Raw genomic sequence first — 20729 nt, 5'->3', positions numbered from 1 at the left:
TCCTTCTTTCGGAACGCGCCATTCAGCATACACCACTTTTTCAATAAACACTGTCCCATCCCACAGAGGTTCGGGATAAAAAAGGCTTCCAGCCCTTACAAAAGGACTGGAAGCCATGATCATGTTGCGTCCCGGAACTAAAACCGGATCAAGGATTTCTCTTTTACCTGGCTGCGGGCTGCGAAGATTCCGCTGCTGATTTCATCGGCAGGGTTTTCATGCGGGTCATCTTCCCATTGACGCGCACGGGCAGCACCTTGGGTTGGGCGGAATACAACTTTACGTTGCTCACCTTGCCGTCCTTCCAGGAAAAATCTACCGTGACATTGCCCCGGGCTTTCAGCCCCTTCACAGAGCCTTCAGGCCACGCTTCCACGGGAGAAGGCATAATGTCCAAGCCCCCGGCATGGGATTGCACCAACATTTCACAAATGCCGCCTACAATGCCGAAGTTGCCGTCCATCTGCATAGGGGGATGGGTAGTCAGCATATTCGGCAACGTATTGAACTTCAATAACCCCTGCACCATTTCATGGGCCTTGTTCCCCTCTCCCAGGCGGGCCCACAGAGCCGTGCGCCACGGCCACGTCCAGGAACGGCGGCTGTCTCCGGTCGTGCCGCGCCATTCCAGGGATAGACGGGCGGCTTCCGCCAGCTTGGGCGTCTTGAGCTTGCTGATCTGGTTGCCGGGGAAAACGGCAAAGAGGTGGGACGTATGGCGGTGATCCGTCTTGGGAATGCGGTCAATCATCCATTCCTGAAGATTCCCTTCCTTGCCTATTTTGTTGCCGGCCAGCCTTTTCAGCTTACCCTCCAGGCTCTTGGCCCAGGCGGCGTCCTTGCCCAGGATGCGGGCGGCTTTGATGGTATTGGAGAAAAGCTCCGCAATAAGCTGCTGGTCATGCATCACGCCGTCTTCACGCGGCCCATGTTCGGGAGACCAGCCATTGGGAGCCACCAGAGTTCCGGCTTTCACATCGGCCAGATCCTTCTTCTCCTCTTCGCTCGGCTCCTTGCCGTTTGTCTTGAACCCTTCGCCCTTGGCGCCCAGTTCCTTCAAATGATCTTCCCAGAAATGACAGATTTCCTTCATCAGGGGATATGCCTGTTTCTCCAGATACTTTCTATCACCGGTAAACGCATAATGTTCCCATATATGCAGCGCATACCAGGCCGCGCCGGGAATATTCCACTGCCAGCCGTTGCCGCCGAAGATATTCTGGGAGGTGCGCACCGTCCAGCCGCGCACGGGTTTGCCGTCTTTGGTATTGAACCCCTTGTTCGCCTGGGAAGCGTCCCGGCAGCCGGGGGCCATTGCTTCCACGTAATTGACCAGGGCCTCATGGCATTCGGAGAGGTTGGCGGGTTCCGCCCCCCAATACGCCATCTGGACGTTGATGTTGTTATGGTAGTCGCAGGCCCACGGCGGTTTGACATAATCATTCCACAACCCCTGCAGATTGGCCGGGAGCGTGCCGGGCCGGGAACTGGACAACAGCAGATAACGGCCGAACTGGAACATGGTTTCCTCCAGATCGGGGTCTGCCGGATTTTTCTTATAGGATTCCAGACGCTTCGGCGTAGGCAACTTGGCTACATCCTCCTCCGTTTTCCCGAAGTTGACCTTCACCCGGTCAAACATGGATTTGTATTGGGAAATGTGGGCCTGTTTCAGGGCGGCATAATCCGCAGAAGCGGCTTTGGCCGCATAATGGTCCAGCTTCTTGGCGGGAGATTCGCCCTTCCAGTCCTTTTTATAATCCATCAGATAATCCGTCTCCATGGCGATGACAACCATGCAGGAATCCGCATTTTTCACGGAAATTTTATCGCCTGCGGAGGAAAGCGTACCGCCTTTGGGACGGATCAAAACGCGGCCTTCATAATTCATGCCGTTTTTCAAAATCCCCTTCCAGGTGATGACGGGGCCCTTGGCGGAAATATCTGCTCCAAGCTGGCTGTTAACGGAAAAATCCGCGCTGAACTGGCCGGGCTTGCTGGCTTTATAGTTCAACACCAGAACATTGGCAGGCGTGCTGGAGAATGCCTCCCGGTCATACGTCACGCCGTCAGCCTTGTAATTCACTTTATGAATGCCGTCCCGGAGATCCAGGGCGCGCGTAAAATCTTCCACAGACAGGGAAGCCGGCTGGTCGCCTTTTTTAAAGTCCACGAACAAATCCCCGAAAGGAAGATAGTTGCCGAACTGGTTCGTCCCGGCATCAGGCCCGTAACCGTACCCTCCCCCGGGATTGGCTCCGCCGGACCAGAGGCTGATTTCATTCAAGGCAAGCCGTTCGCGGCCGGGAGCGCTGAAAATCATGGCTCCCACGCGACCGTTGCCAATGGGATACCCTTCCGCTTCCCAAACGGAGGCAGGCTTCCTGTACTTGCCAAAGCTTCCCTCGGAATTTTTGTCTTCCTGCGGATAAACAACTACGGCCGGTTCATCAGACCAGATCAAATTGGAGGCGGAAGGCTTATCCAGAGCCCCCCACCCGAAAGAAACGGCACTTACCGCCACGGCAGATAAATATAGAGATTGGAAATGCATGCTTTAATAAACAATGTCACATATCTACTGCCTTCGCAACCTCTATCTTTCAGCCATTCCAAACTTATCGTCCGCCACATGGCGGAGCCTTTCCCCCGTTATCCCCCTCCCGGTTCAGGAACGCTTCCTCCAATGATGGCGAGAACAGCAAATTTCCTTGTTTTTCACAATGAGCCCCCTACCTTGGCAAGTATGTTTAAACGACTTCTCTCCGCATTTTTTTCTCTGTTCTTTCTGGGGGCGGCCTCCGACACATCCTTTGCGGAAGTCACTGTTCCGGACGCCCTGAAAGACCGGATTGCCCTGAAAAAAACGGCACGGCAGCTCAATATCGTCTATTTTCTGGGCAGTGATACGGAACCCGTTCCGGATTACGAACGGCGCCTCAGCGAATTGCTCCTTCACCTACAGCAGTTTTACGGCAAGGAAATGCAGCGGCATGGCTATGGCGCGCGTTCTTTCGGCCTGGACATCAAATCTCCAGGGCGCGTGAACATCATTGAATACAAGGCCAAACATCCGGCGGCCCATTATCCTTATGAAAACGGAGGCGGCTGGAAAGCGGCCCAGGAACTTGACGAATTTTTCAAAGCCCATCCGGACAGGAAAAAAAGCCAGCACACGCTTATCATCATGCCTACCTGGAATGACGAAAAGAACGGCCCCGACAATCCCGGCGGCGTCCCCTTTTACGGCATGGGGCGCAACTGCTTCGCCCTGGATTATCCGGCCTTCGATATCAAACATCTGGGCCAGAAAACCAGAGAAGGAAGGCTGCTGACCAAATGGTATGGGGGTATGGCCCACGAATTGGGGCATGGCCTTAACCTGCCGCACAACCACCAGACCGCCTCGGACGGTAAAAAATACGGCACAGCCCTGATGGGTTCGGGCAATTACACGTTCGGGACCAGCCCCACGTTCCTGACTCCGGCCAGCTGCGCCCTGCTGGACGCCTGTGAAGTATTCTCCGTCACCCCGGCCCAGCAATTCTACGAAGGCAGGCCGGAAGTGGAGGTTAAGGACGTAGCCATCTCCTTCAAAGGAAACCAGATTCTGGTTTCCGGCAATTATACAAGCCCCCAGACCGTTAAAGCTCTGAACGTTTACATCCAGGATCCTCCTTATGCGGTCAACCAGGACTATGACGCCGTTTCCTTCTCCCAACGCCTTGGGAAAAAGAGCGGAAAATTCTCCATGAAAATTGACAAAAAGGAGCTGGATGGTTTGAACAACAACGAATTCCGCATTTCCCTCATGTTTATTCTCGCCAACGGACTGCACATGCAGAAGCATTTCACGTTCCATTGGGACGCGCTCCAGGATTACAGGGACGGAAATAAATCCTGAACGCATTTTCCGCACGGCCGGATGATGCCGAAAGCGTGGCCTCCGCACCTGGCGGGGGCCTTACTCCTTCAAACTGGTCCGCCAGCCGGAAGCGTGCTGGTAATAATAAACCGCCTCCCTTTCCAGATCTTTCATCCGCCCGTCCGGAGCAACGGCTTCCCCGTCCCGGAAAAATTCCACTTCACGCTGGGGTTTAAGCACCACCATGTCTTTCCCTTTCAAATAGCCGATATACTGGTAATTACTCACAAAATACCGGGACTGGTAAGAAGGCTTTAAAGCATCCTTTCCATAAAAAGCCGCATCATACGGCCATTTCAACAGCCCCAGCAGGGTGGGCAGCACGTCAATCTGGCTCACGGGAGTTTCCCGCCGTTTCGGTTTCAGCAGAGCCGGAGCGTAGAAAATGGAAAAAATGCGGTGTGTTTCCGGATTAAGAGCCTGCTTTCCCGCGCTCCCGGCGCCGTGGTCTCCTACGAACACGAACAGCGTATTGTCAAACCAGGGTCTGGTTCTGGCCTCCTCCACAAAGGCGCCTACCGCATAATCCGCGTATTTCACAGCCCCCATGCGCCCCGTGCGGGGAGGGATGTCAATGCGCCCTTCCGGGTACGTGTAGGGACGGTGGTTGGACGTGGTGAACACCACCTGCAAAAACGGCTTGCCGCGTCCGCAGGATTCATCCGCCTCCCGTACGGCGCGACGGAACAAATCTTCATCGCAAACGCCCCAGATGGTGGAATGGGTCACCTCGGAATCATTCATGGCACTACGGTCCAGAACCTGAAAACCGTTGTGTCCGAAAAAGTAATTCATGTTGTCAAAATACCCGTAGCCGCCGTAAATCCATTTGAGATCATATCCCTTGTCCCTGAAGATGGACCCTATGGTCTGCAAATGCTCATTTCCTTCCTGGCGAAGGATGGACATGCCGGGAAGCGGCGGTAGGGAGGTGCTGATGGCCTCCAGCCCGCGTACGGAACGGGTACCCGTGGCATAAGTGTTCGGGAAGAAAATGCCTTCCTTTCCCAGACGGCTCAGGCACGGAGTGACGTCAGCCCCGTCTTCCCGGCATTCGTTTAAAAATTCCGCCCCCATGCTTTCCATGACCACCACCACGACATTCGGGCGGATAGCTCCCCCGGAAGGACGCACCTGCCTCTTTACGCTGCCGGACGAAGCCTCTGGCACGGACGTGTCATCCGCCGTAAACTCCCGGGCCAAAAACGCCGCCGCTTCCGCGTCCGGCAGTGTCCGGTAATAGGCGCGGTAATCCAGTTCATTCTTGAGAAAGGCGCTGAACAGGCTGTAAAGGCCATCCTTGGCCATTTCCGAATTATAACGGTTGTTCACGGCGTCCGCATCCTTGATATCCACCAGCCAATATCCTCCCGTGACGCAGGCCAGCAGGAACAGCACCACACAGCCTCGTTTCCATCCGGCGGGCACCGCCCCGTTCCGGGGAAGCAAAAACCTCTTCATTCCCCAGACGGCCAGAACGGACGCCGCCAGAATGCCGCCCAGAATAGGGATGATGGGATAGGACTCGTAAATATTCCCGATGACCTCCTTGGTGTAAACCAGGTAGTCCACCGCAATGAAATTAAAGCTGGCCTCAAACTCGTTCCAGAAAAAGGCTTCCGCCACATCTTCAAACAGATTGGCGAGCACAAACAGGAAAAACCACGCGGAAGTGAACCACCTGTCCGCCTTCCCTCCCGCCTTCCCGCGCGGTAGAATCCACAAATAAACGGCGTAGGGAATAAGCCAGTAGCACATGGTGACGGCAAACTCCGTCAGAAAAACGTATGCCGTTTTCAGAAGGGGAAGCAACCCGAAATCCATGTTGCGGTATTCGAAAAATACCGTAAACAGATTTTCCACCGCCTCAATACCGAACGCAAACAGGAGGAACGGCCAAAACCTCCCCCAATAATAACGAATCATTACTGCCGGAAATATGACAGCCGGAGCATGCCGTCAATGCTCCATCACAACATCACGGGGATATGGATGTCATTCTGCGGAAGAGAGACGGGATAAGGCTCTCTTACACCACATCCAGCGCGGCATCCCAGTCTTTCCAGACAGGCTCCAGCCCGGCATTCCGTATGGCGCCGACTACCTGCTCCGGTGTGCGCTGGTCGGAAATCTCAAACTGTTCCGTCGCCTTGCAATGCCCTTTCCGGTCATCGGGAAGATCCACCCGGTTGCCCCGCACCGTCAAATGGGCGGCAGCCGTTCCCACGCCCGTGTATCCTCCCGGTTCCGTGCGCGCAATAGCGGACATGTGAGTCATACCCAAATGCATCAGGGCATTCCTCATCGGCGCGGGTTCACGGGTGCTGATGGACATGCCTATCCTGGGGAAGCAGATGCGCAGGGCGGCCATGAGCTGGACAAAATGGCGGTCATCCAGCATCAAGTCCGGATCAGGTTCATATTCGTAATTCCCGGCGTAGGGGCGCATGCGAGGAAACGCTACGGAAAGCGCGGATTTCCAGCAATGCTTCTGCAGGTAATCCAGATGGGCGGCAAGCGCCATGGCCTCCCGCCGCCACGGCGAAAGCCCGAACAGGGCTCCTATCTGAATGCGGCGGAAACCGCCCTGATAGGCGCGTTCCGGACAATCCAGCCTCCAGTTGAAATTTTTCTTCATCCCTGCCGTATGCAGGGTTTCATAAACTTCCCGGTTATAGGTTTCCTGATACACGGCCAATTGTTCCGCCCCGTGGCGGACGATCTCCGCATAACGGTCGTCCGGCAACGGCCCTATCTCCAGCCCCAGGGATGGAATAAAGGAATGCAGGGCGTCCAGGCATTCCTGCATATACCCGTCGGAAACGAACTTGGGATGCTCCCCGGCCACCAGCAGGATGCTGCGCAGCCCCAGGCCGTGCAGGTAACGGGCCTCCTGCACCACTTCATCCACCGTAAGCGTGGTGCGGATAATGGGATTGTCCCGTGAAAAACCGCAGTACTTGCAATTATTGATGCATTCGTTGGACAGGTAAATGGGAGCGAACAGGCGGATGGTCCGGCCGAAATGCAGCCGCGTCAGGCGCCGGCTCTCTTGCGCCATCGCCTCCAGGCGGGCGTCGTCAACCGGTTCCAGCAACGCCATGAAACGGCGCACCAGAGGAGAAGGGCAATCCATCAAACCGTTTAATTCTTCAGAAAAAGACATAAGTGAACTAAGTAAAATTGGAGAGAGCCGGTTGCATTTCCATTCCTGGACCGGAAAGCCCCAATTTGCCCCCTCCCTCTTAAAAGATACCATCTTTTACCGTGTCATTTCCCGGAACGGCGCGTTCCATGAAAGCAGAGGAACCTGCGAATCGTCGTGACAGACGGCCTCTTATGGACTAATCTGGTTTATCTTTTCATGAGCGCTACGCCGAACAGCCTTTTCCGCCATTATCTTGATTCCCTGATCCAGCAGGGAACAACGCGAGCAAGCCTGACGGATGAAGCCAGAAACGTTCTCAGAACATGGTACGTGGCCGCCAGACAGGGAGGCCGTCCCGCCGCATCAGCGTCCGCTTCTCCAAAACCGCCGCCCCTGCAGACGTCCGCTCCTGCTCCCGCACCTGCCGAAATGCCGGAACCACCGGAACTGCTTCCGCAAAGCGGGGAACCGGCCTCCTCCATCACCCTCCCGGAAGGGACTATGGAAGACAAGCTGCAATACCTCCGCCATCTGGCGCAAAACTGGAAACCGGCGCGGGAACTCAACTCCCTGCGGGACACCATGGTCTTTGCCACGGGCAATCCCCATACGAAACTCATGCTCATCGGAGAAGCTCCCGGATATTATGAAGAAGTGCAGCAGGAGCCCTTCGTGGGCCGTGCCGGGGAAAAACTCAACCAGATATTAAGGGCCATGGGACTCTCCAGAGACATGGTTTACATTTCCAACATCGTCAAATTCCGCCCGGCCCTGCCCAACCAGCGGACCAATAACCGCGCCCCCACGCCGGAAGAAATTGAAGCATGCCTGCCCATCATCATGCATGAAATCCGGGTCATCCAGCCGAAAATGATTATAGCCCTGGGCGGAACCGCAGCCGTAGGCCTGCTGGGGGAACAGGGATCCGTCAGTTCCATGCGCGGCAGGTTCCATGATCTTAACGGCATTCCCGTACGCGTCACTTACCATCCCAGCTACCTGCTCAGATCAGACAGTCCGAGGGAAAAACGCAAGGTATGGGAAGACATGCTGGCCGTTATGGAACGCCTGGACATGCCCATCTCAGAAAAACAGCGCGGCTACTTCCTGCCCAGGGAATAGCCCCGGAAACTCCCTTATGCCTCATTTCCAGCTGAGGCAGGCAAAAATCCCTGAACCGTTTGGCGTGACAGGAAACATTGGTATGCCTCCGCGCATCCGCATTCTATTCTCCAAAGCGGTTGTACCACCCCATCCCGCTTTTTCCCGGAGCAGCCTCTAACGCATCGGCTAATTGGGAGGATAGAACAGGCCGCCCCCCTGCCCCATATCCCGCCAGGAGCCGCCGAAGCACAGCATGAACGGAGACATGCAGAATTCCTCCCTTTTACTGGTCCGGGACCTTACGAAATTCCCCTCTCCACCAAATCCTCATCACCGCCCGGCCCTTGTAATCCCGCCTGTGGGATGCAAACGCAGCTTCCAGAAAATGAGCGCCATGCTCCGGCGTCAGTTTCCGATCCGGAAATCTTTTCAATTCCGGACACCTCCGCATCAAAACTCTGGAGAAATACCTGATACCGCGCCGTGTCGTGAGGCGAAGATCCCGTTTCACCTTCAGCGTTTCCTCAGCGCTTCCGAACAAAAGCAGAATCCATCGGGTTTCAGATATCTGAGGAAGAATATCTGGATGTCCTCCAACGGTTCAGAATCCGGTGCTGGGAAATTTGCCGCCGTTACCGGAAAAGCGGAGGCGCCGGCATGAAAACATACCTGGGCAATGTAACCGTTTTTGAACCGGAACGCTATTTGCGCGAAAGGAACCGGAAGAAGAGGCTGCTGCTGCGGGAAGCCCGTCCGCTTGAATATGAAGATGGCCGGGAAATTGACGCTGACGAGCATTCTGACTTCCTTTCCGGTCTGATGTTCCGGGAAGACTTCGAGCGGGAAATGGAATCCCTGGAGCCGCAGGAAAGGGAGCTGGTTGAGGCATTGATTGACGCTGAAGGAAATTTGTCACGGGCAGCCAGAAGCATTCATCTGGAGGAAAGCAGGGCGCGCCGCCTCAGGAAACGGCTCCGGGAAGAAAAATTCACTTTTTTAAGAAATGGGCGGCGAATTTCCGGAAACGCGGCAAGCAATCATAGTAAAGGGTCTAAATCGACCTAACCGGCGCCTTTCGCGTCGCAATCAAGCAACAACCATCACACACCATGTATACCAACGAACAACAAAACGACGCCCCCACGTTGAACAGGGGGTCCGCCAACAAGATGAACCCCAACCCCGCCGCCGGGCTTCCCGGGGCGGACGGCCAGCCTGGCGCGCCTGGCGCCGCGACATCCCTCAATGCCATATCCACCCCCATCCAGCCCTACGGCGCGGATACTGTCATCTATGAAAAATCCGACAACTTCGTTCAGACGTCTGCCGGAGCCGATGTCTTCATGTCCCCCGTCAACGACACCTTCAACGTCCCGGAAGGCGGGGCCACGGCCGTGGCCAGCCTGACGGTGGACGACTGGGGCAAGCTGACCATCTCCGGCCCGGGCGGCACCTTCGAACTGGACCTGACCCCTGACGCCGATGAACCCGGAGAACTGGGAGGCCACCAGGAATGGACCAAATCAGGCTCCTTTGAACTATCCGAAGGAACGTACGCCCTCTCCATCACGCACCAGAACATCGACATACCGCACAACGAATACAACCAATCCGTATGCCGCTATTCCGTGACGGTGACTGCCCATGGAAGCTCCGGCGGTTCATCCAGCTCCTCCAGCAGCTCCTCTTCGGACGTGCCGCCGGAAGAAAAGGAAATCTGCTGCCGTTGCGGTACGTGCACGGACACGGAAGGCAACGAATACACCATTGCGGCGGAAAAACTGCCGGGTGACCCCGGCGTGGAAATCTGCATGTCCCAGGCCGAATTCCTGGCCGGGGGAGGGGCTCCGTCTCCCGCGGCCTTCAGCCTCCGCGCCGCGGAAAACGCCCGTGAAACGGCGGAAGCCTGCGGCGGCCTGAAATACGTAAGCCCATGGGCCTGGCGCGCCCATCTGGACGAAACGTCCGGCCTCATCACCATCATGCCGCCGGCGGGCGCCGCGCTTTACTTCAACGTGCAGGCCGGTTCCGATGCGGCCCTCCCCGCGGGCATCTCCCGCAAGCGCGACTTCAGGGTGCAGCTGCTGGACGAAACCCTGGCGCCTGCCGCTTCCGGCGCCCCCGCCTACCTTTCCCTGGTGGACGCGGACGGGCAAAACATCCGCTTCTCCGCGGAAACCGGCGCCGTGGTCGCCATGACCTCCGCCTCCGGCAAAGTGCTCCTGGCGGAAGACTACTTCCGCAATGTAAACAATACGTATGATCCTGCGGGCAACCTGGTAAGCAGCTACAGCGCCGCGGAGGGGCTGATGCGCACCCGGACCGGAGCGGACGGAGAACTCGTCCTGGAATGGTACGCTCCCGCCGCCGTCACGGCTCTGGCCGACGGAACATACGAAGTAACGGGAGAACCCTATAAAACCTCCTCCTACCTGTCCTCGGAAGAAAACGGCGTGCGGACCACCGTCATCACGCGCCAGCAGCGCGGACTGCCGGCCCACACCATCACCCGTACGGAAGAACCCGGCAAAGTCAGCATCGCCAAAGGCCAGGGGGACGACACCATCATCCGCACCATTGAAACCAACCGCCTCTACGGAGGCCTCTCGGAACGCATCGAAACCGTCAGAGGCATCAACGACGCCGAGCCGGTCGCCTGCAACCGCAGCGTCAGGCAATACACGGACGGCGGCTGGCTGCTGGTAAGCGAAACGGAAGCCTTCAACACGCCGCTGGCGCGGACGACCTCCTACGAATACAACAGCCAGTACCGCGTCTCCCGCATCAACCGTCCGGACGGCGGCTACACGCGCTATGAATACGACGGCGAAGGACGGGTCACGCTTGAGGCGACGCCCTGGGCCGGCGGAGGAGAACAGGTAACCCGGACCGAATACGCCGGCCTGCGCTTCTACGACAACCGTCCGGCGCGTATCGCCGAATCCCGGGTGCTGTCCGACGGCACGGAAATCGAACTGACGGCCGCCGCTTACGCCTATGAGCGCTCCCCCCTCATGGAACGTGTGACCAAAACCGTGACTGCCGCCGGTTCCGGCCAGGAACAGACAAGCGTGGAAGAAACGTATGGAGAAGCCGCCGCCTATCCCTATGCCGCCGGGCAAACCAAATTCACCCGGGACATTGCCGGCGTGGAAACCTTCTATAACTATGAGGCGGCCGCGGAACACGGCGCCGCGCACAAAAAGACGGCCGTTACCAAGGTCGGCGGCGAACTGGCGGCCGGACAGAGCCGCAAGACGGAATCATTCCTTGCCGCCAACGACACGGTGCTTGTTGAACAGGAAAGCGTCTGGGATGGCGACAACTGGCTGCTGCTCTCAAGCGGCGCCCATGAATACGACGAAGAAGGCCGCCGCACGAAAACCACCCGGGGCAACGGCCGCGTCAGCGCCACGTCCTGGATGTGCTGCGGCAAGCTCTCGGAAACGGACGAAGACGGAATCCTGACGTCGTACGGCTACAACAGCGCCCACCAGCTGGTGGAAACCATCCGTTCGGAAATCAGCGACGGAAACACGGTCATTACCCCGGAAACCATCACCACCTACACCCGGGACGCCGCCGGGCGCGCCCTGCAGACGCGCCGGGACAGGGGAGCCATGACCACGACGGAAAGCGTGGAATACGACAGGCTCGGCCGTATCGTCAGGCAAACCGATGTGTTGGGCCGCGTGACGGCGACAGCCTACAGCGAAGACGGCCTGACGGAAACCGTCACGACGCCCGCCGGCGCCACCCTCGTCACCGAACGTCACCCCGACGGCTCCGTACTCCATGAATACGGCACGGGACAGCGCGAACGCCGCCATGTCTATGACATCGACCATAACTGCCTGAGGGAAACCGTTACCCTGGCCGGCCAGACCACCATCCTCTCCCGGACCCTGGTCAACGGCTTCGGACAAAGCGTCCTGCAAGTGACGCCCACGACTGCCGGGTTCCTGTATGACCATTCCGAATATAATGCACAGGGGCGCCTCATCCGCACATGGAGAGATACGGGAACGCAGGAGGGGGCCGTCGCCATGGCGCCCATGCTCTACGAATACGACGCCTTCGGCAACATGACCAGGGAAACGCTCGCCCTGGCGGAGCAGCCCGCACCGGACAACAGCCCCATCCGGGAATATGCCTTCAGCGTGGAAAACGCGGAAGACGGCGTCTATCTGGTCACGGCGCAAACCCGCTACCATGCAGATGGACATCCGCTCGTCTCCGTACGGAAGCAGCTCCTGTCTGAACTCTCCGAAGTTCTGGAAACAAAAACCATAAATATCGACGAACGCGGCTTGACTTCGGCGGAATGGACGGAGTATGCTGAAAATACGAAAAGAATCCAAAAGAGCGTTATCCCCTCTTCCAGCGTCACGGCTCAAACGGTGGCGGCGGACGGCCTGATGCTCTCGCAGCAGAACCACGCGGGCATCACGGAAACGGCCGCCCGCGCCTATACGGCCACGGGCGTGACCCTGACCCGCACGGACGGCCGCGGCAACACAACGACGGTCCGGACCGACCTGGCCGGACGCGCCGTCAGCGTGACGGAAGCCGCCGGAAATGAAACCGTCACGCAGTACGACGCCCGCTTTGACCTGGCCGCCGTAGTGACGGACGCGCTGGGAAATACGACGTGCGCCGGATACGACGCCAGAGGCCGGAAAACGGCCGAATGGGGAACGGGGACGCAGCCCCTGCTGATGGGCTACGACGAGGCGGACCGCCTGGTGAGCCTGACCACCTTCCGCGCGGCGCAGGAAGGAGACATCGCGGAAGACCCCACCGGCCGCGCGGACGGCGACACCACCGCCTGGAGCTATGACGACGCCACGGGGCTGGAAACGCGCAAAACCTATGCCGACGGAACGCACGTGGACAAAACCTGGGACGCCTTCAACAGGCTCGCCACGGAAACAAACGCCCGCGGCATCGTGAAGACCCGCACTTACGAACAGGCCCGCGGGCTGCTGGCGGGAATCAGCTACTCGGACGCCACGCCCGGCCAGAGCTTCGCCTACGACCACCTCGGCCAATTGACGCAAATCACGGATGCCGCCGGAACGCGGACCTTCGCCTGCAATCCCTACGGAGAACCGGAAACAGACTGCCTTGAGGCAAACGGCCTCTCCTGGCAGGTCTCCGAACTCTATGACGGGCTCGGCCGTCAGGCAGGGTATGAATTAAGCGCAGACGGCCGCCGCGTCCAGCAGGAGCGCCTGTCCTATGACGGCAAAGGCCGCCTCTCCGCCCTCGCGGCGGAAGGCATGGAAAACCCCTTCTCCTGGACCTACTGCGAACAGGGAGGGCTTGTGGAACAACTCGCCTACCCCAACGGCATGACCCGGGTCAACACCTATGAAAGCAGCCGCGACCTCCTCTCCGTCATCGACTACCAGAGGCCCGGAAGCACCAACCCGCCGGCGAGACATGAATACGACTACGACGCGCTGGGCCGTCCGACCCGGCGCAGGGACACGTGGAACACGGCGGAGCCCAAAACGACGCGTTTGTTCACCTACAACAGCCGCGGCGAACTGATCGGAGACCAGCTCAGGCCCGGAGGGCGCTTCGGCTACCAGTACGACAACATCGGCAACCGGAAGGAAGCCTTCGAATTCGGCAACACGACGGACTATGAAACCGATGAACTCAACCGATACGCGGGCATCGCCGGAAATGGCGCGGCGGCATTCGTTCCCCAATACGACGCCGACGGCAACCAGACGCTGGTGAAAACTTCCACCGGCATCTGGACAATCACCTACAACGCCGAAAACCGGCCTGTGAAATTTGAAAGCGAGGACGGCGGGACAACCGTGGAATGCGCCTACGACTCCATGGGCAGGAGGTTTGAGAAAAAAGTGACGGTCGGAGGGACAACGGGCTTCCACGCGCGCTACCTCTACCGGGACTACCTGCAGGTGGCGGAGTGCGACTTGACCGGGGAAACGCCGAAGCTTGTGCGCAGCTACCTCTGGGACCCCTCGGAACCTCAGGCCACGCGCGTCCTGGCCATGACGCGCTGGGAGGCGAACGGGACGCAAGTGAAAGAGCATCTCTACTGCATGCACGACGCGATGAAGAACGTCACTTCCCTCTTCGGGGAAGCGCGCGGACGCCGCGCCCTGTATGAATACCGTCCGTATGGAGGGCTGGTCACGTCGGAAGGCAACATGGCGCAAGAGAACAAATTCCGCTTCTCGTGCGAATACATGGACGACGAGCTCGGCCTCATCTACTACAACTACCGGCATCTCAATCCGCGCGACGGCAGGTGGATCAGCCGAGATCCCATCGCGGAACAGGGCGGTTGGAATTTGTTCGCCTTTGTAGGAAATAGAGCTTATTATCAGTACGATAAATTAGGATTATGGCTCGCAAGACGCCATAGAAGGCTAACAAGACGTTCTCTTTCCTCCTATAAATTCCAAATTGATATTAATGGTAAAAGTATTTCTCTTCCCATTAAGAAAGAGTTATTAGAGATTATTGTTGAAGCAAATGTAGATACGGATTCTGGAGAGATGGGTAAAAACCAAGCTTATCATTATTGCACAGGATTGGACAGTAATGAGACCTTTGAAACAGCTAAAAGAAATTATATTTCTACCCTTGCTATAGAATCTAAAAAATTCTATGATACAATATCTAAACAAATGATATCGTTGGAAGATTGTAAAGAAGCATTGAAAACGCTTGGACATTTAAATCACATGTGGCAAGATTACTATGCCCATGGAGTAGAAGAGGACAATGCCAAAAAAGCAGTTGTAGGAAAAATTCAAGGATCTCCTGAAATGCCAATAATGATTCCCGTATCTTTTGGCTCTATGGGATTTAAAGGAGGACATGGAGGTTTTTGGAGAGTTATGAATCCATTTTCGAGAGTTGAACCAGGTGATAGAGCCACTGATTCAAATATTCGAAAACAACAAGCAAAATCTTATACAAAAATACACTCGATTCCATTTTTAAGCGCCTGGTTTGCAAAATGTAAATGTCATTTTTATAGTGAAGAGATTAATAGATAATTTTGTTTTATTTAAAATATTATGAATATTTCTTTATTTCAAATAATAGTTAGCCATATATTTGTTATGCCTTTACTAGCTTTAGGAGAGTCACATGTCTTTCCAGAGACTCATATAATTTCAAAATTGGATATCTCTTGTTTTTCTAATAATTGTATTTATGATCGCGGTTCTCATCCAACCATGTCATTTTCAGACGATGGAAAACATTTTGCCGTGTGGGATGACGAGTATGTAGAAATTTATGAATTAAATACTAAGGATGTAAAATCCTGTCAACGTTTGACATTAATTAAAAAACATCCTTGGGGAAATGTTTATAGGGGAAGACGTGAACAAGCTGTTTCCGATGTTTCGAGTAATATTATTTTTAATGGTACTGCTCGGAAGTATATTCCTTTACTTTATTCTTCATCCCTGTTTCCTAGAAATTTTCAAATACTTAAATCTTATATCATTAAAAATGAAAAATTAATAGAAAAATATAATTTTTTACTCCACAAAAAGGCAATTTGCTTGGAGATGTTAGGTGGATATAAGTCTTCATCCGAGGCTCAACCGTTGCTCTTAGGATCTATAAATTTCAAGCCGATGACATTTCTTGAGCAAACAAATTTTTCGTTTAATGAGTCAGAATATGGGACTCCGGCTGATAGTATGTTATCGTCTGATATGACTCGAGCTTGTATTTCCTCCTCTGTTCCAGAAGCGATTTTTTCTTTCTATCAGGGTAAACAGAAAGTAATAGATATTACTCCCAAACTTCTTCGATTAGAACATAGGCTTTGGAAAACATCCATTTCTTCCCTCTCTGATGATGGAACACTTCTTGCAGTTATATTTACTTATGCAGGCAGGTTTACTGCTCCTTGGAATTTTAAAACAGCTATTGCTTTCATAGATACAGAGAATAAGAAAATAAAAAATATTATAACACTGTCTGGGATTCGTAAGATGACATTTTGTTTTTCAAATGATAAAAGTAAAGTTGCTATCTGGGAAAATGGAGAAAAAGTGATACGCATATATTATTTATATTCAAAATATTAAATTTCAGAATTATGAAGAATAGTCTTGCTGTAAGATTTTCAGAACATCCTGACTATTGATATTCATAAAATTGATCTGATGAAAAATCGAGGAAATCAACGAAACAAGACTAAGTGAATAATTCCGTAAAATATGATGATATCAAAAAATGTTGTTTTTCTATGTAGCACATTGCTCTGCTCCTGCTCGGAAGATGTTGATTTGTATCAATTTGATTTAAATAATCATTCCGTTAAAACAAACAGGAATGGTTTATATAGATGCCCGCCGGAAGAGTTATGTAAAAAATATCCTCTTAAAAAATATTCTTGGAAAGAAAAGAAAACAATAGCCAAGTCTTTTGTTATTGGGACAACAACTCAACAAGAAGTAATAGACATTTTAGGAGTTGGTATAGTAGGAAGTGATAATCCTCCTGTCATAGATAGTTTGGGTTATCGTTGTAACAAGAGCGATCCGGAGTATCCTGGTGACGAATGGCTAAAATTTCTTGAATTTAACTTTAATGAAGAAGGGAAACTTGTTAATTATTATGAACTAAAAGTTCCCTATCCTGTTCCTCATTAATATTCTTGTTATTTACACAATGCTCCTTCCGGCTTATGCAGGAAGGAGCATTTGCTATATGAAGATGAGCAAACATCCATCCTGCCTTACCTGTCAAAAAACAAATGATTTCATAAATTTTGAAAAAAATAAACATAATTAGTTAATATGAAGATTAATATTCGTCCTGAATTGTGGAAAAAGTATCTTGGCAAGTGGAATTTTTCTATTTTTCTAGATTATCGTCTTGAAATAAAAAGAAACAGAAAATCAATTAGTATTGATATATTTGATATATTAAGAAATGAAAAATGTGTGTTAATTCCAATTAAATTAAGTGATGAATACTTGTCATTTTGGATGCGTAGCAGTTGGACAAATATTAAATTCTCAATTTTTCAACATTTAAAAAATGAAACTCTTATAATAGATTTTTCGGATTGTGACATTTATAAAAAGACATTTCCAGTAAAAATTAACCAATCTCATAAGTATATCGTTGATTTTAACGCTTCCAAAATTCCGAAATGGATTTACGGGACATGGCAGACAACAGATGGTTTAGAGTATATGAATATAAGCCGTGACAATACTAATTTATCAATAGCCCTTTGGTCTGATTTTGGGGATATTCCACCAACTCAAAATCGCAGTTTTCGTAAGATTATTTCAGTCTATGATATAGATAGTTTTAATATCAAGATGATTGTGAAAGGATATGATTACAGTAATAAGATTAGAGAAATAGTAATATTATTCGATTCTCATGCGAAAGAAGTGAGATTAATTTATTCGAGATCAGTAGAAGCTAAACGAATATGAATAATGTTTAATTCTTTTTTGTTTGATGATTTTCATTATAATAAATTTTAAATATAATTCACTTATTTTTATTAAAAACTCCTTCCAATATGATATTGGAAGGAGTTTTTTTGAAATTATTTAGAATAGGCCACGACAACACTATCATGACTCGAACCGACCTAGTCGGTCGAGTTGTCAGCATGACGGACACCGCCGGAAATGCAGCCGTAACGAGGGAATACGCTTACGACAGCCTGGGAAGGCCCGTCACGCGGCGCACGCCCCGCCAGGGGAATACAGTCAACGACAGCTTTGTCTGCAACAGCCGGAGCGAACTGACCACCGCCACCGTCAGCGGCAAGACATACGGCTACAGTTATGACAACATCGGCAACCGGAAAACCGCGCGGGAAGACGCGGAAGAAGCGACCGCCTACACAACCGACCTGCTCAACCAATACACCGCCATCGAGCGCGGAGAAGAAGCCGCTTTTGAGCTGGTTTACGACGCGGACGGAAATCAGACATTGATCAGGACATCCACCGGAATCTGGCAGGTCGCCTACAACGCGGAAAACCGCCCGGTGCGCTTCGTTAATGAAAGCGCCAATACCGTGGTGGAATGCGCCTGCGACTCCATGGGTAGGCGGCACACCCGCAAAGTGAGCGTCAACGGGACGGTGAGCAGCTACCTGCGCTACATGTACCGTGGCTACCTGCAAATAGCCGTCATAGATGCCGTCAGCGGAGCCTTCCGATGGTTCCTGTTCCGGGATCCGACGCAGCACTACGCGCCCGCTGCCTATCCGCAAAGACGGCGCCCAGCCCATCCAGTGGAGCAGCGAATACAGCGAGGAAGAACTGGGGCTTGTCTACTACAACTACCGTCATCTCAATCCGCACGACGGCAGGTGGGTCAGCCGAGATCCCATCATGGAACAGGGCGGCTGGAATTTGTTCGCGTTCGTTAATAATAATGGAATGATCAATTTTGATTATTTAGGGGAAAAAACAATACCGAAAGATACTCCTATTATTACCATCACTGTAAAACGAAAAACAATAAAATGGAAACAGCTTGTTAGAGAGAATGTATTTAAAAAACTGGAAGGAGAAGAAGAGGATGCATATGGGCACTGGTGGGTTGAATTGGGTAATGAGAGCTATGGATGGTGGCCAGCCAAAGGGGTGGATTTACTTTCCACTCTTACAGGAGTACCTGGTTATTTAAATGGTATATTTTTTTCAACCTTCATGAGATATGGTAAAGAAAAAGAAAAAAATGTTGTAATGTGACAGAAGAGGGTATAGAGAGTTGTATACGTAAATTTGCATCTTCATATTCCGGGTCTTGGTCCTATCACTGCCATAGTTCTCAAGAAGAGATGATGGATATGTGTTGCATTAAAGAATCATAAATGTATGTTAAAGAATAAAATTTTATATTTTTATATAATTATCTTAGGAGGTATGTGTATTTTTTCTCCAATAGAAGCAGCTAATGTGGATCAAAATAAAATAATAAATCTTTTATACGATAGTAAAAATTCTACCGATAAAGATTTTATACTTCCTGATGTAGGTGTTTCTGTGAAAACCGCTTTTTTTATACTATGTAAATTAGGAAAGATGAGTCTAAAGCATACTTATAGGGTCTATGCCGACCAACAGTATTATTACTTTATTGATACTTTTTTGGGAACACCTAACAAAAACGATGACATACGGGAAAAATCAGTTAAGATAAGTAGGGATAAAAAGCTGAATATATCTGATATTAAAGTGGAATAATATATGTCTAATATTTAATAATACGCCTGCAAGTTTACTTGAAGGCGTATTATTTTTGATATTTACAGAATTGGATGAAAAATATAAAATTCTATATAGAAAATAGTTTATATTATTTGCGATAAAATGTATATTATTAAAAAATGAATCAAGAAATAAATAAATACTATTTTGATATTGATAATAAAGCGAATTATATTTTTTTTTGAATGCAAAAATGGTTTGCATTATATGCTTTCCAATTCAATATGTTCATATATTCCGGAGTTGCCGCCGAATGCCCGTGAATATCCAAACAAGTGGAATTCGCAGAAATGGAATAAATGTGGTAAAAAATGGATTTCTTTTCTATGGCGGGGTTTTTCCTGTGAAGATAATAACTGTGTTCCTTCGCATGAGCACTATTCTCATTTATATATTGGTTTTCAGTCCAGTATGGATACCCTTTATTTCATGAATAATGGGGCGGTAATTCACTTTTTCTTAAAGAAAAAAAGAGATAGAGGAAATTCGTTTTTATACAAGTCAGCAGGCTGATAGGAATGGAATTCGCATTCAGAATTATCTACATAATTCCTCTTATCAAAATATTCCTATTTATTGGGAAGGGACAGATGGTCTTTATCCTCTTGAAGGAGGATTTATTGTCACACCAAGTTTTTGTTCCAACGGAAAGCTTTGCGATATGAAAGCTTATGAACTTAATCATATTGAAAATTCACGCAGTATCGATTTTGTGCAAGGAGCTTTTAGTCTGGCAAAATATCCGGAAGAAAGCCGTGCATTTAGAGAGCTTCCTTCGTATTTCTGCGAACTGACAGATTCTTCATTTGACTATAAATCATGGGAGATGGCTATGACAGCGGAATCCATTCCTCTGGAACATAACTGTGTTCATCCGTTTTATAAAAATGGCATATGTATAGCTGAATTGGTAATTGTTAATTTGATATGGGGAACTTCTTATTATCCCTATCAAGATTCATATGTACTTTTTTTACGCTACTCTCCATCAGTAGAATCTTGTGTTATTCAACTTGTTGACTTTGTATTGAAAAAATTTCCCACTATCAGATTAATAGAAAATAAAGAAATTATATGATGATTTTATATAATTTAGAAAACTATTTTTTAATTATCAGAAGATGATGAGAAATGCTGAAAGCTGTTCTGATGCCAAAAAGAGATAGAAAGCTTATGTTGCGGAGGAGAGCAGCTATTTCAGAGTACTCTAGAAATGAGATAACTTATAAAAATTTAGAATGGCGATTTGAATTTTTATGTTATTATCATAATTGAGACTAATTTCAGA

The 20729-nt window shown here is 51.1% G+C and carries 14 protein-coding genes; 11 read left to right on the top strand and 3 right to left on the bottom strand.

Features of this window, described 5'->3' with window-relative positions:
* Positions 1-163: 163 nt before the first annotated feature.
* Positions 164-2524, bottom strand: coding sequence for a glycoside hydrolase family 95 protein (locus tag O4G22_RS05775; protein WP_306702390.1), 2361 nt, complete (start codon positions 2522-2524; stop codon positions 164-166).
* 222 nt (positions 2525-2746) lie between these two features.
* Between O4G22_RS05775 and O4G22_RS05770 the strand changes: the two genes are divergently transcribed.
* Positions 2747-3904, top strand: coding sequence for a hypothetical protein (locus tag O4G22_RS05770; RefSeq protein WP_306702389.1), 1158 nt, complete (start codon positions 2747-2749; stop codon positions 3902-3904).
* A 60-nt stretch (positions 3905-3964) separates the two neighbouring features.
* On the opposite strand, the gene O4G22_RS05765 is transcribed toward O4G22_RS05770, so the two are convergent.
* Both O4G22_RS05765 and thiH read right to left on the bottom strand, forming a co-directional pair.
* Positions 3965-5851, bottom strand: coding sequence for an LTA synthase family protein (locus tag O4G22_RS05765; protein WP_306702388.1), 1887 nt, complete (start codon positions 5849-5851; stop codon positions 3965-3967).
* A 103-nt stretch (positions 5852-5954) separates the two neighbouring features.
* A complete protein-coding gene (thiH, locus tag O4G22_RS05760; protein ID WP_094136346.1) occupies positions 5955-7091 on the bottom strand; it encodes a 2-iminoacetate synthase ThiH in 1137 nt (378 codons plus the stop codon).
* Between the two features lie 156 nt (positions 7092-7247).
* Here thiH and O4G22_RS05755 point away from each other — a divergent pair, with 156 nt between their 5' ends.
* The 10 genes from O4G22_RS05755 (at position 7248) to O4G22_RS05710 (ending at position 20519) form a co-directional block, all read left to right on the top strand.
* Positions 7248-8195 (top strand): uracil-DNA glycosylase, encoded by a 948-nt coding sequence (locus tag O4G22_RS05755; RefSeq protein ID WP_306702387.1) that lies wholly within the window; start codon positions 7248-7250, stop codon positions 8193-8195.
* 639 nt (positions 8196-8834) lie between these two features.
* The gene (locus O4G22_RS05750; protein ID WP_306702386.1) at positions 8835-9242 is read left to right on the top strand and encodes a hypothetical protein; all 408 of its coding nucleotides are present in this window, start codon (positions 8835-8837) and stop codon (positions 9240-9242) included.
* 44 nt (positions 9243-9286) lie between these two features.
* A complete protein-coding gene (locus O4G22_RS05745; RefSeq protein ID WP_306702385.1) occupies positions 9287-15226 on the top strand; it encodes an RHS repeat domain-containing protein in 5940 nt (1979 codons plus the stop codon).
* 21 nt (positions 15227-15247) lie between these two features.
* The gene (locus O4G22_RS05740) at positions 15248-16276 is read left to right on the top strand and encodes a hypothetical protein (RefSeq protein ID WP_306702384.1); all 1029 of its coding nucleotides are present in this window, start codon (positions 15248-15250) and stop codon (positions 16274-16276) included.
* Between the two features lie 132 nt (positions 16277-16408).
* On the top strand, positions 16409-16843 hold the full coding sequence (locus O4G22_RS05735) for a hypothetical protein (protein WP_306702383.1): 435 nt from the start codon (positions 16409-16411) through the stop codon (positions 16841-16843).
* A 147-nt stretch (positions 16844-16990) separates the two neighbouring features.
* Positions 16991-17644 (top strand): hypothetical protein, encoded by a 654-nt coding sequence (locus O4G22_RS05730; protein ID WP_306702382.1) that lies wholly within the window; start codon positions 16991-16993, stop codon positions 17642-17644.
* Between the two features lie 146 nt (positions 17645-17790).
* Positions 17791-18597, top strand: coding sequence for a hypothetical protein (locus O4G22_RS05725; RefSeq protein ID WP_306702381.1), 807 nt, complete (start codon positions 17791-17793; stop codon positions 18595-18597).
* Positions 18488-18922 carry an RHS repeat domain-containing protein gene (locus O4G22_RS05720; protein WP_430538343.1) on the top strand — a complete coding sequence of 145 codons (435 nt, stop codon included), beginning with the start codon at positions 18488-18490 and terminating at the stop codon, positions 18920-18922. The genes O4G22_RS05725 and O4G22_RS05720 overlap by 110 nt, the downstream gene beginning before the upstream one ends.
* A gap of 126 nt (positions 18923-19048) precedes the next feature.
* Positions 19049-19417 carry a hypothetical protein gene (locus O4G22_RS05715; RefSeq protein WP_306702379.1) on the top strand — a complete coding sequence of 123 codons (369 nt, stop codon included), beginning with the start codon at positions 19049-19051 and terminating at the stop codon, positions 19415-19417.
* A gap of 685 nt (positions 19418-20102) precedes the next feature.
* Positions 20103-20519 (top strand): hypothetical protein, encoded by a 417-nt coding sequence (locus O4G22_RS05710; protein WP_306702378.1) that lies wholly within the window; start codon positions 20103-20105, stop codon positions 20517-20519.
* Positions 20520-20729: the final 210 nt, after the last annotated feature.

The organism is Akkermansia muciniphila (genome assembly GCF_030848305.1).
GTDB classification, from domain to species: domain Bacteria; phylum Verrucomicrobiota; class Verrucomicrobiia; order Verrucomicrobiales; family Akkermansiaceae; genus Akkermansia; species Akkermansia muciniphila_A.
This window is presented reverse-complemented; position numbering and strand designations above follow the sequence as displayed.

Bases quoted from the DNA above. Each gene is read 5' to 3' on its own strand.
- O4G22_RS05750 (WP_306702386.1), top strand. From the start codon at position 8,835: ATGAAAACATACCTGGGCAATGTAACCGTTTTTGAACCGGAACGCTAT.
- thiH (WP_094136346.1), bottom strand. From the start codon at position 7,091: ATGTCTTTTTCTGAAGAATTAAACGGTTTGATGGATTGCCCTTCTCCT.
- O4G22_RS05740 (WP_306702384.1), top strand. From the start codon at position 15,248: ATGAATATTTCTTTATTTCAAATAATAGTTAGCCATATATTTGTTATG.
- O4G22_RS05770 (WP_306702389.1), top strand. From the start codon at position 2,747: ATGTTTAAACGACTTCTCTCCGCATTTTTTTCTCTGTTCTTTCTGGGG.
- O4G22_RS05765 (WP_306702388.1), bottom strand. From the start codon at position 5,851: ATGATTCGTTATTATTGGGGGAGGTTTTGGCCGTTCCTCCTGTTTGCG.
- O4G22_RS05710 (WP_306702378.1), top strand. From the start codon at position 20,103: ATGAAAGCTTATGAACTTAATCATATTGAAAATTCACGCAGTATCGAT.
- O4G22_RS05725 (WP_306702381.1), top strand. From the start codon at position 17,791: ATGACTCGAACCGACCTAGTCGGTCGAGTTGTCAGCATGACGGACACC.
- O4G22_RS05745 (WP_306702385.1), top strand. From the start codon at position 9,287: ATGTATACCAACGAACAACAAAACGACGCCCCCACGTTGAACAGGGGG.
- O4G22_RS05730 (WP_306702382.1), top strand. From the start codon at position 16,991: ATGAAGATTAATATTCGTCCTGAATTGTGGAAAAAGTATCTTGGCAAG.
- O4G22_RS05715 (WP_306702379.1), top strand. From the start codon at position 19,049: ATGTTAAAGAATAAAATTTTATATTTTTATATAATTATCTTAGGAGGT.
- O4G22_RS05735 (WP_306702383.1), top strand. From the start codon at position 16,409: ATGATGATATCAAAAAATGTTGTTTTTCTATGTAGCACATTGCTCTGC.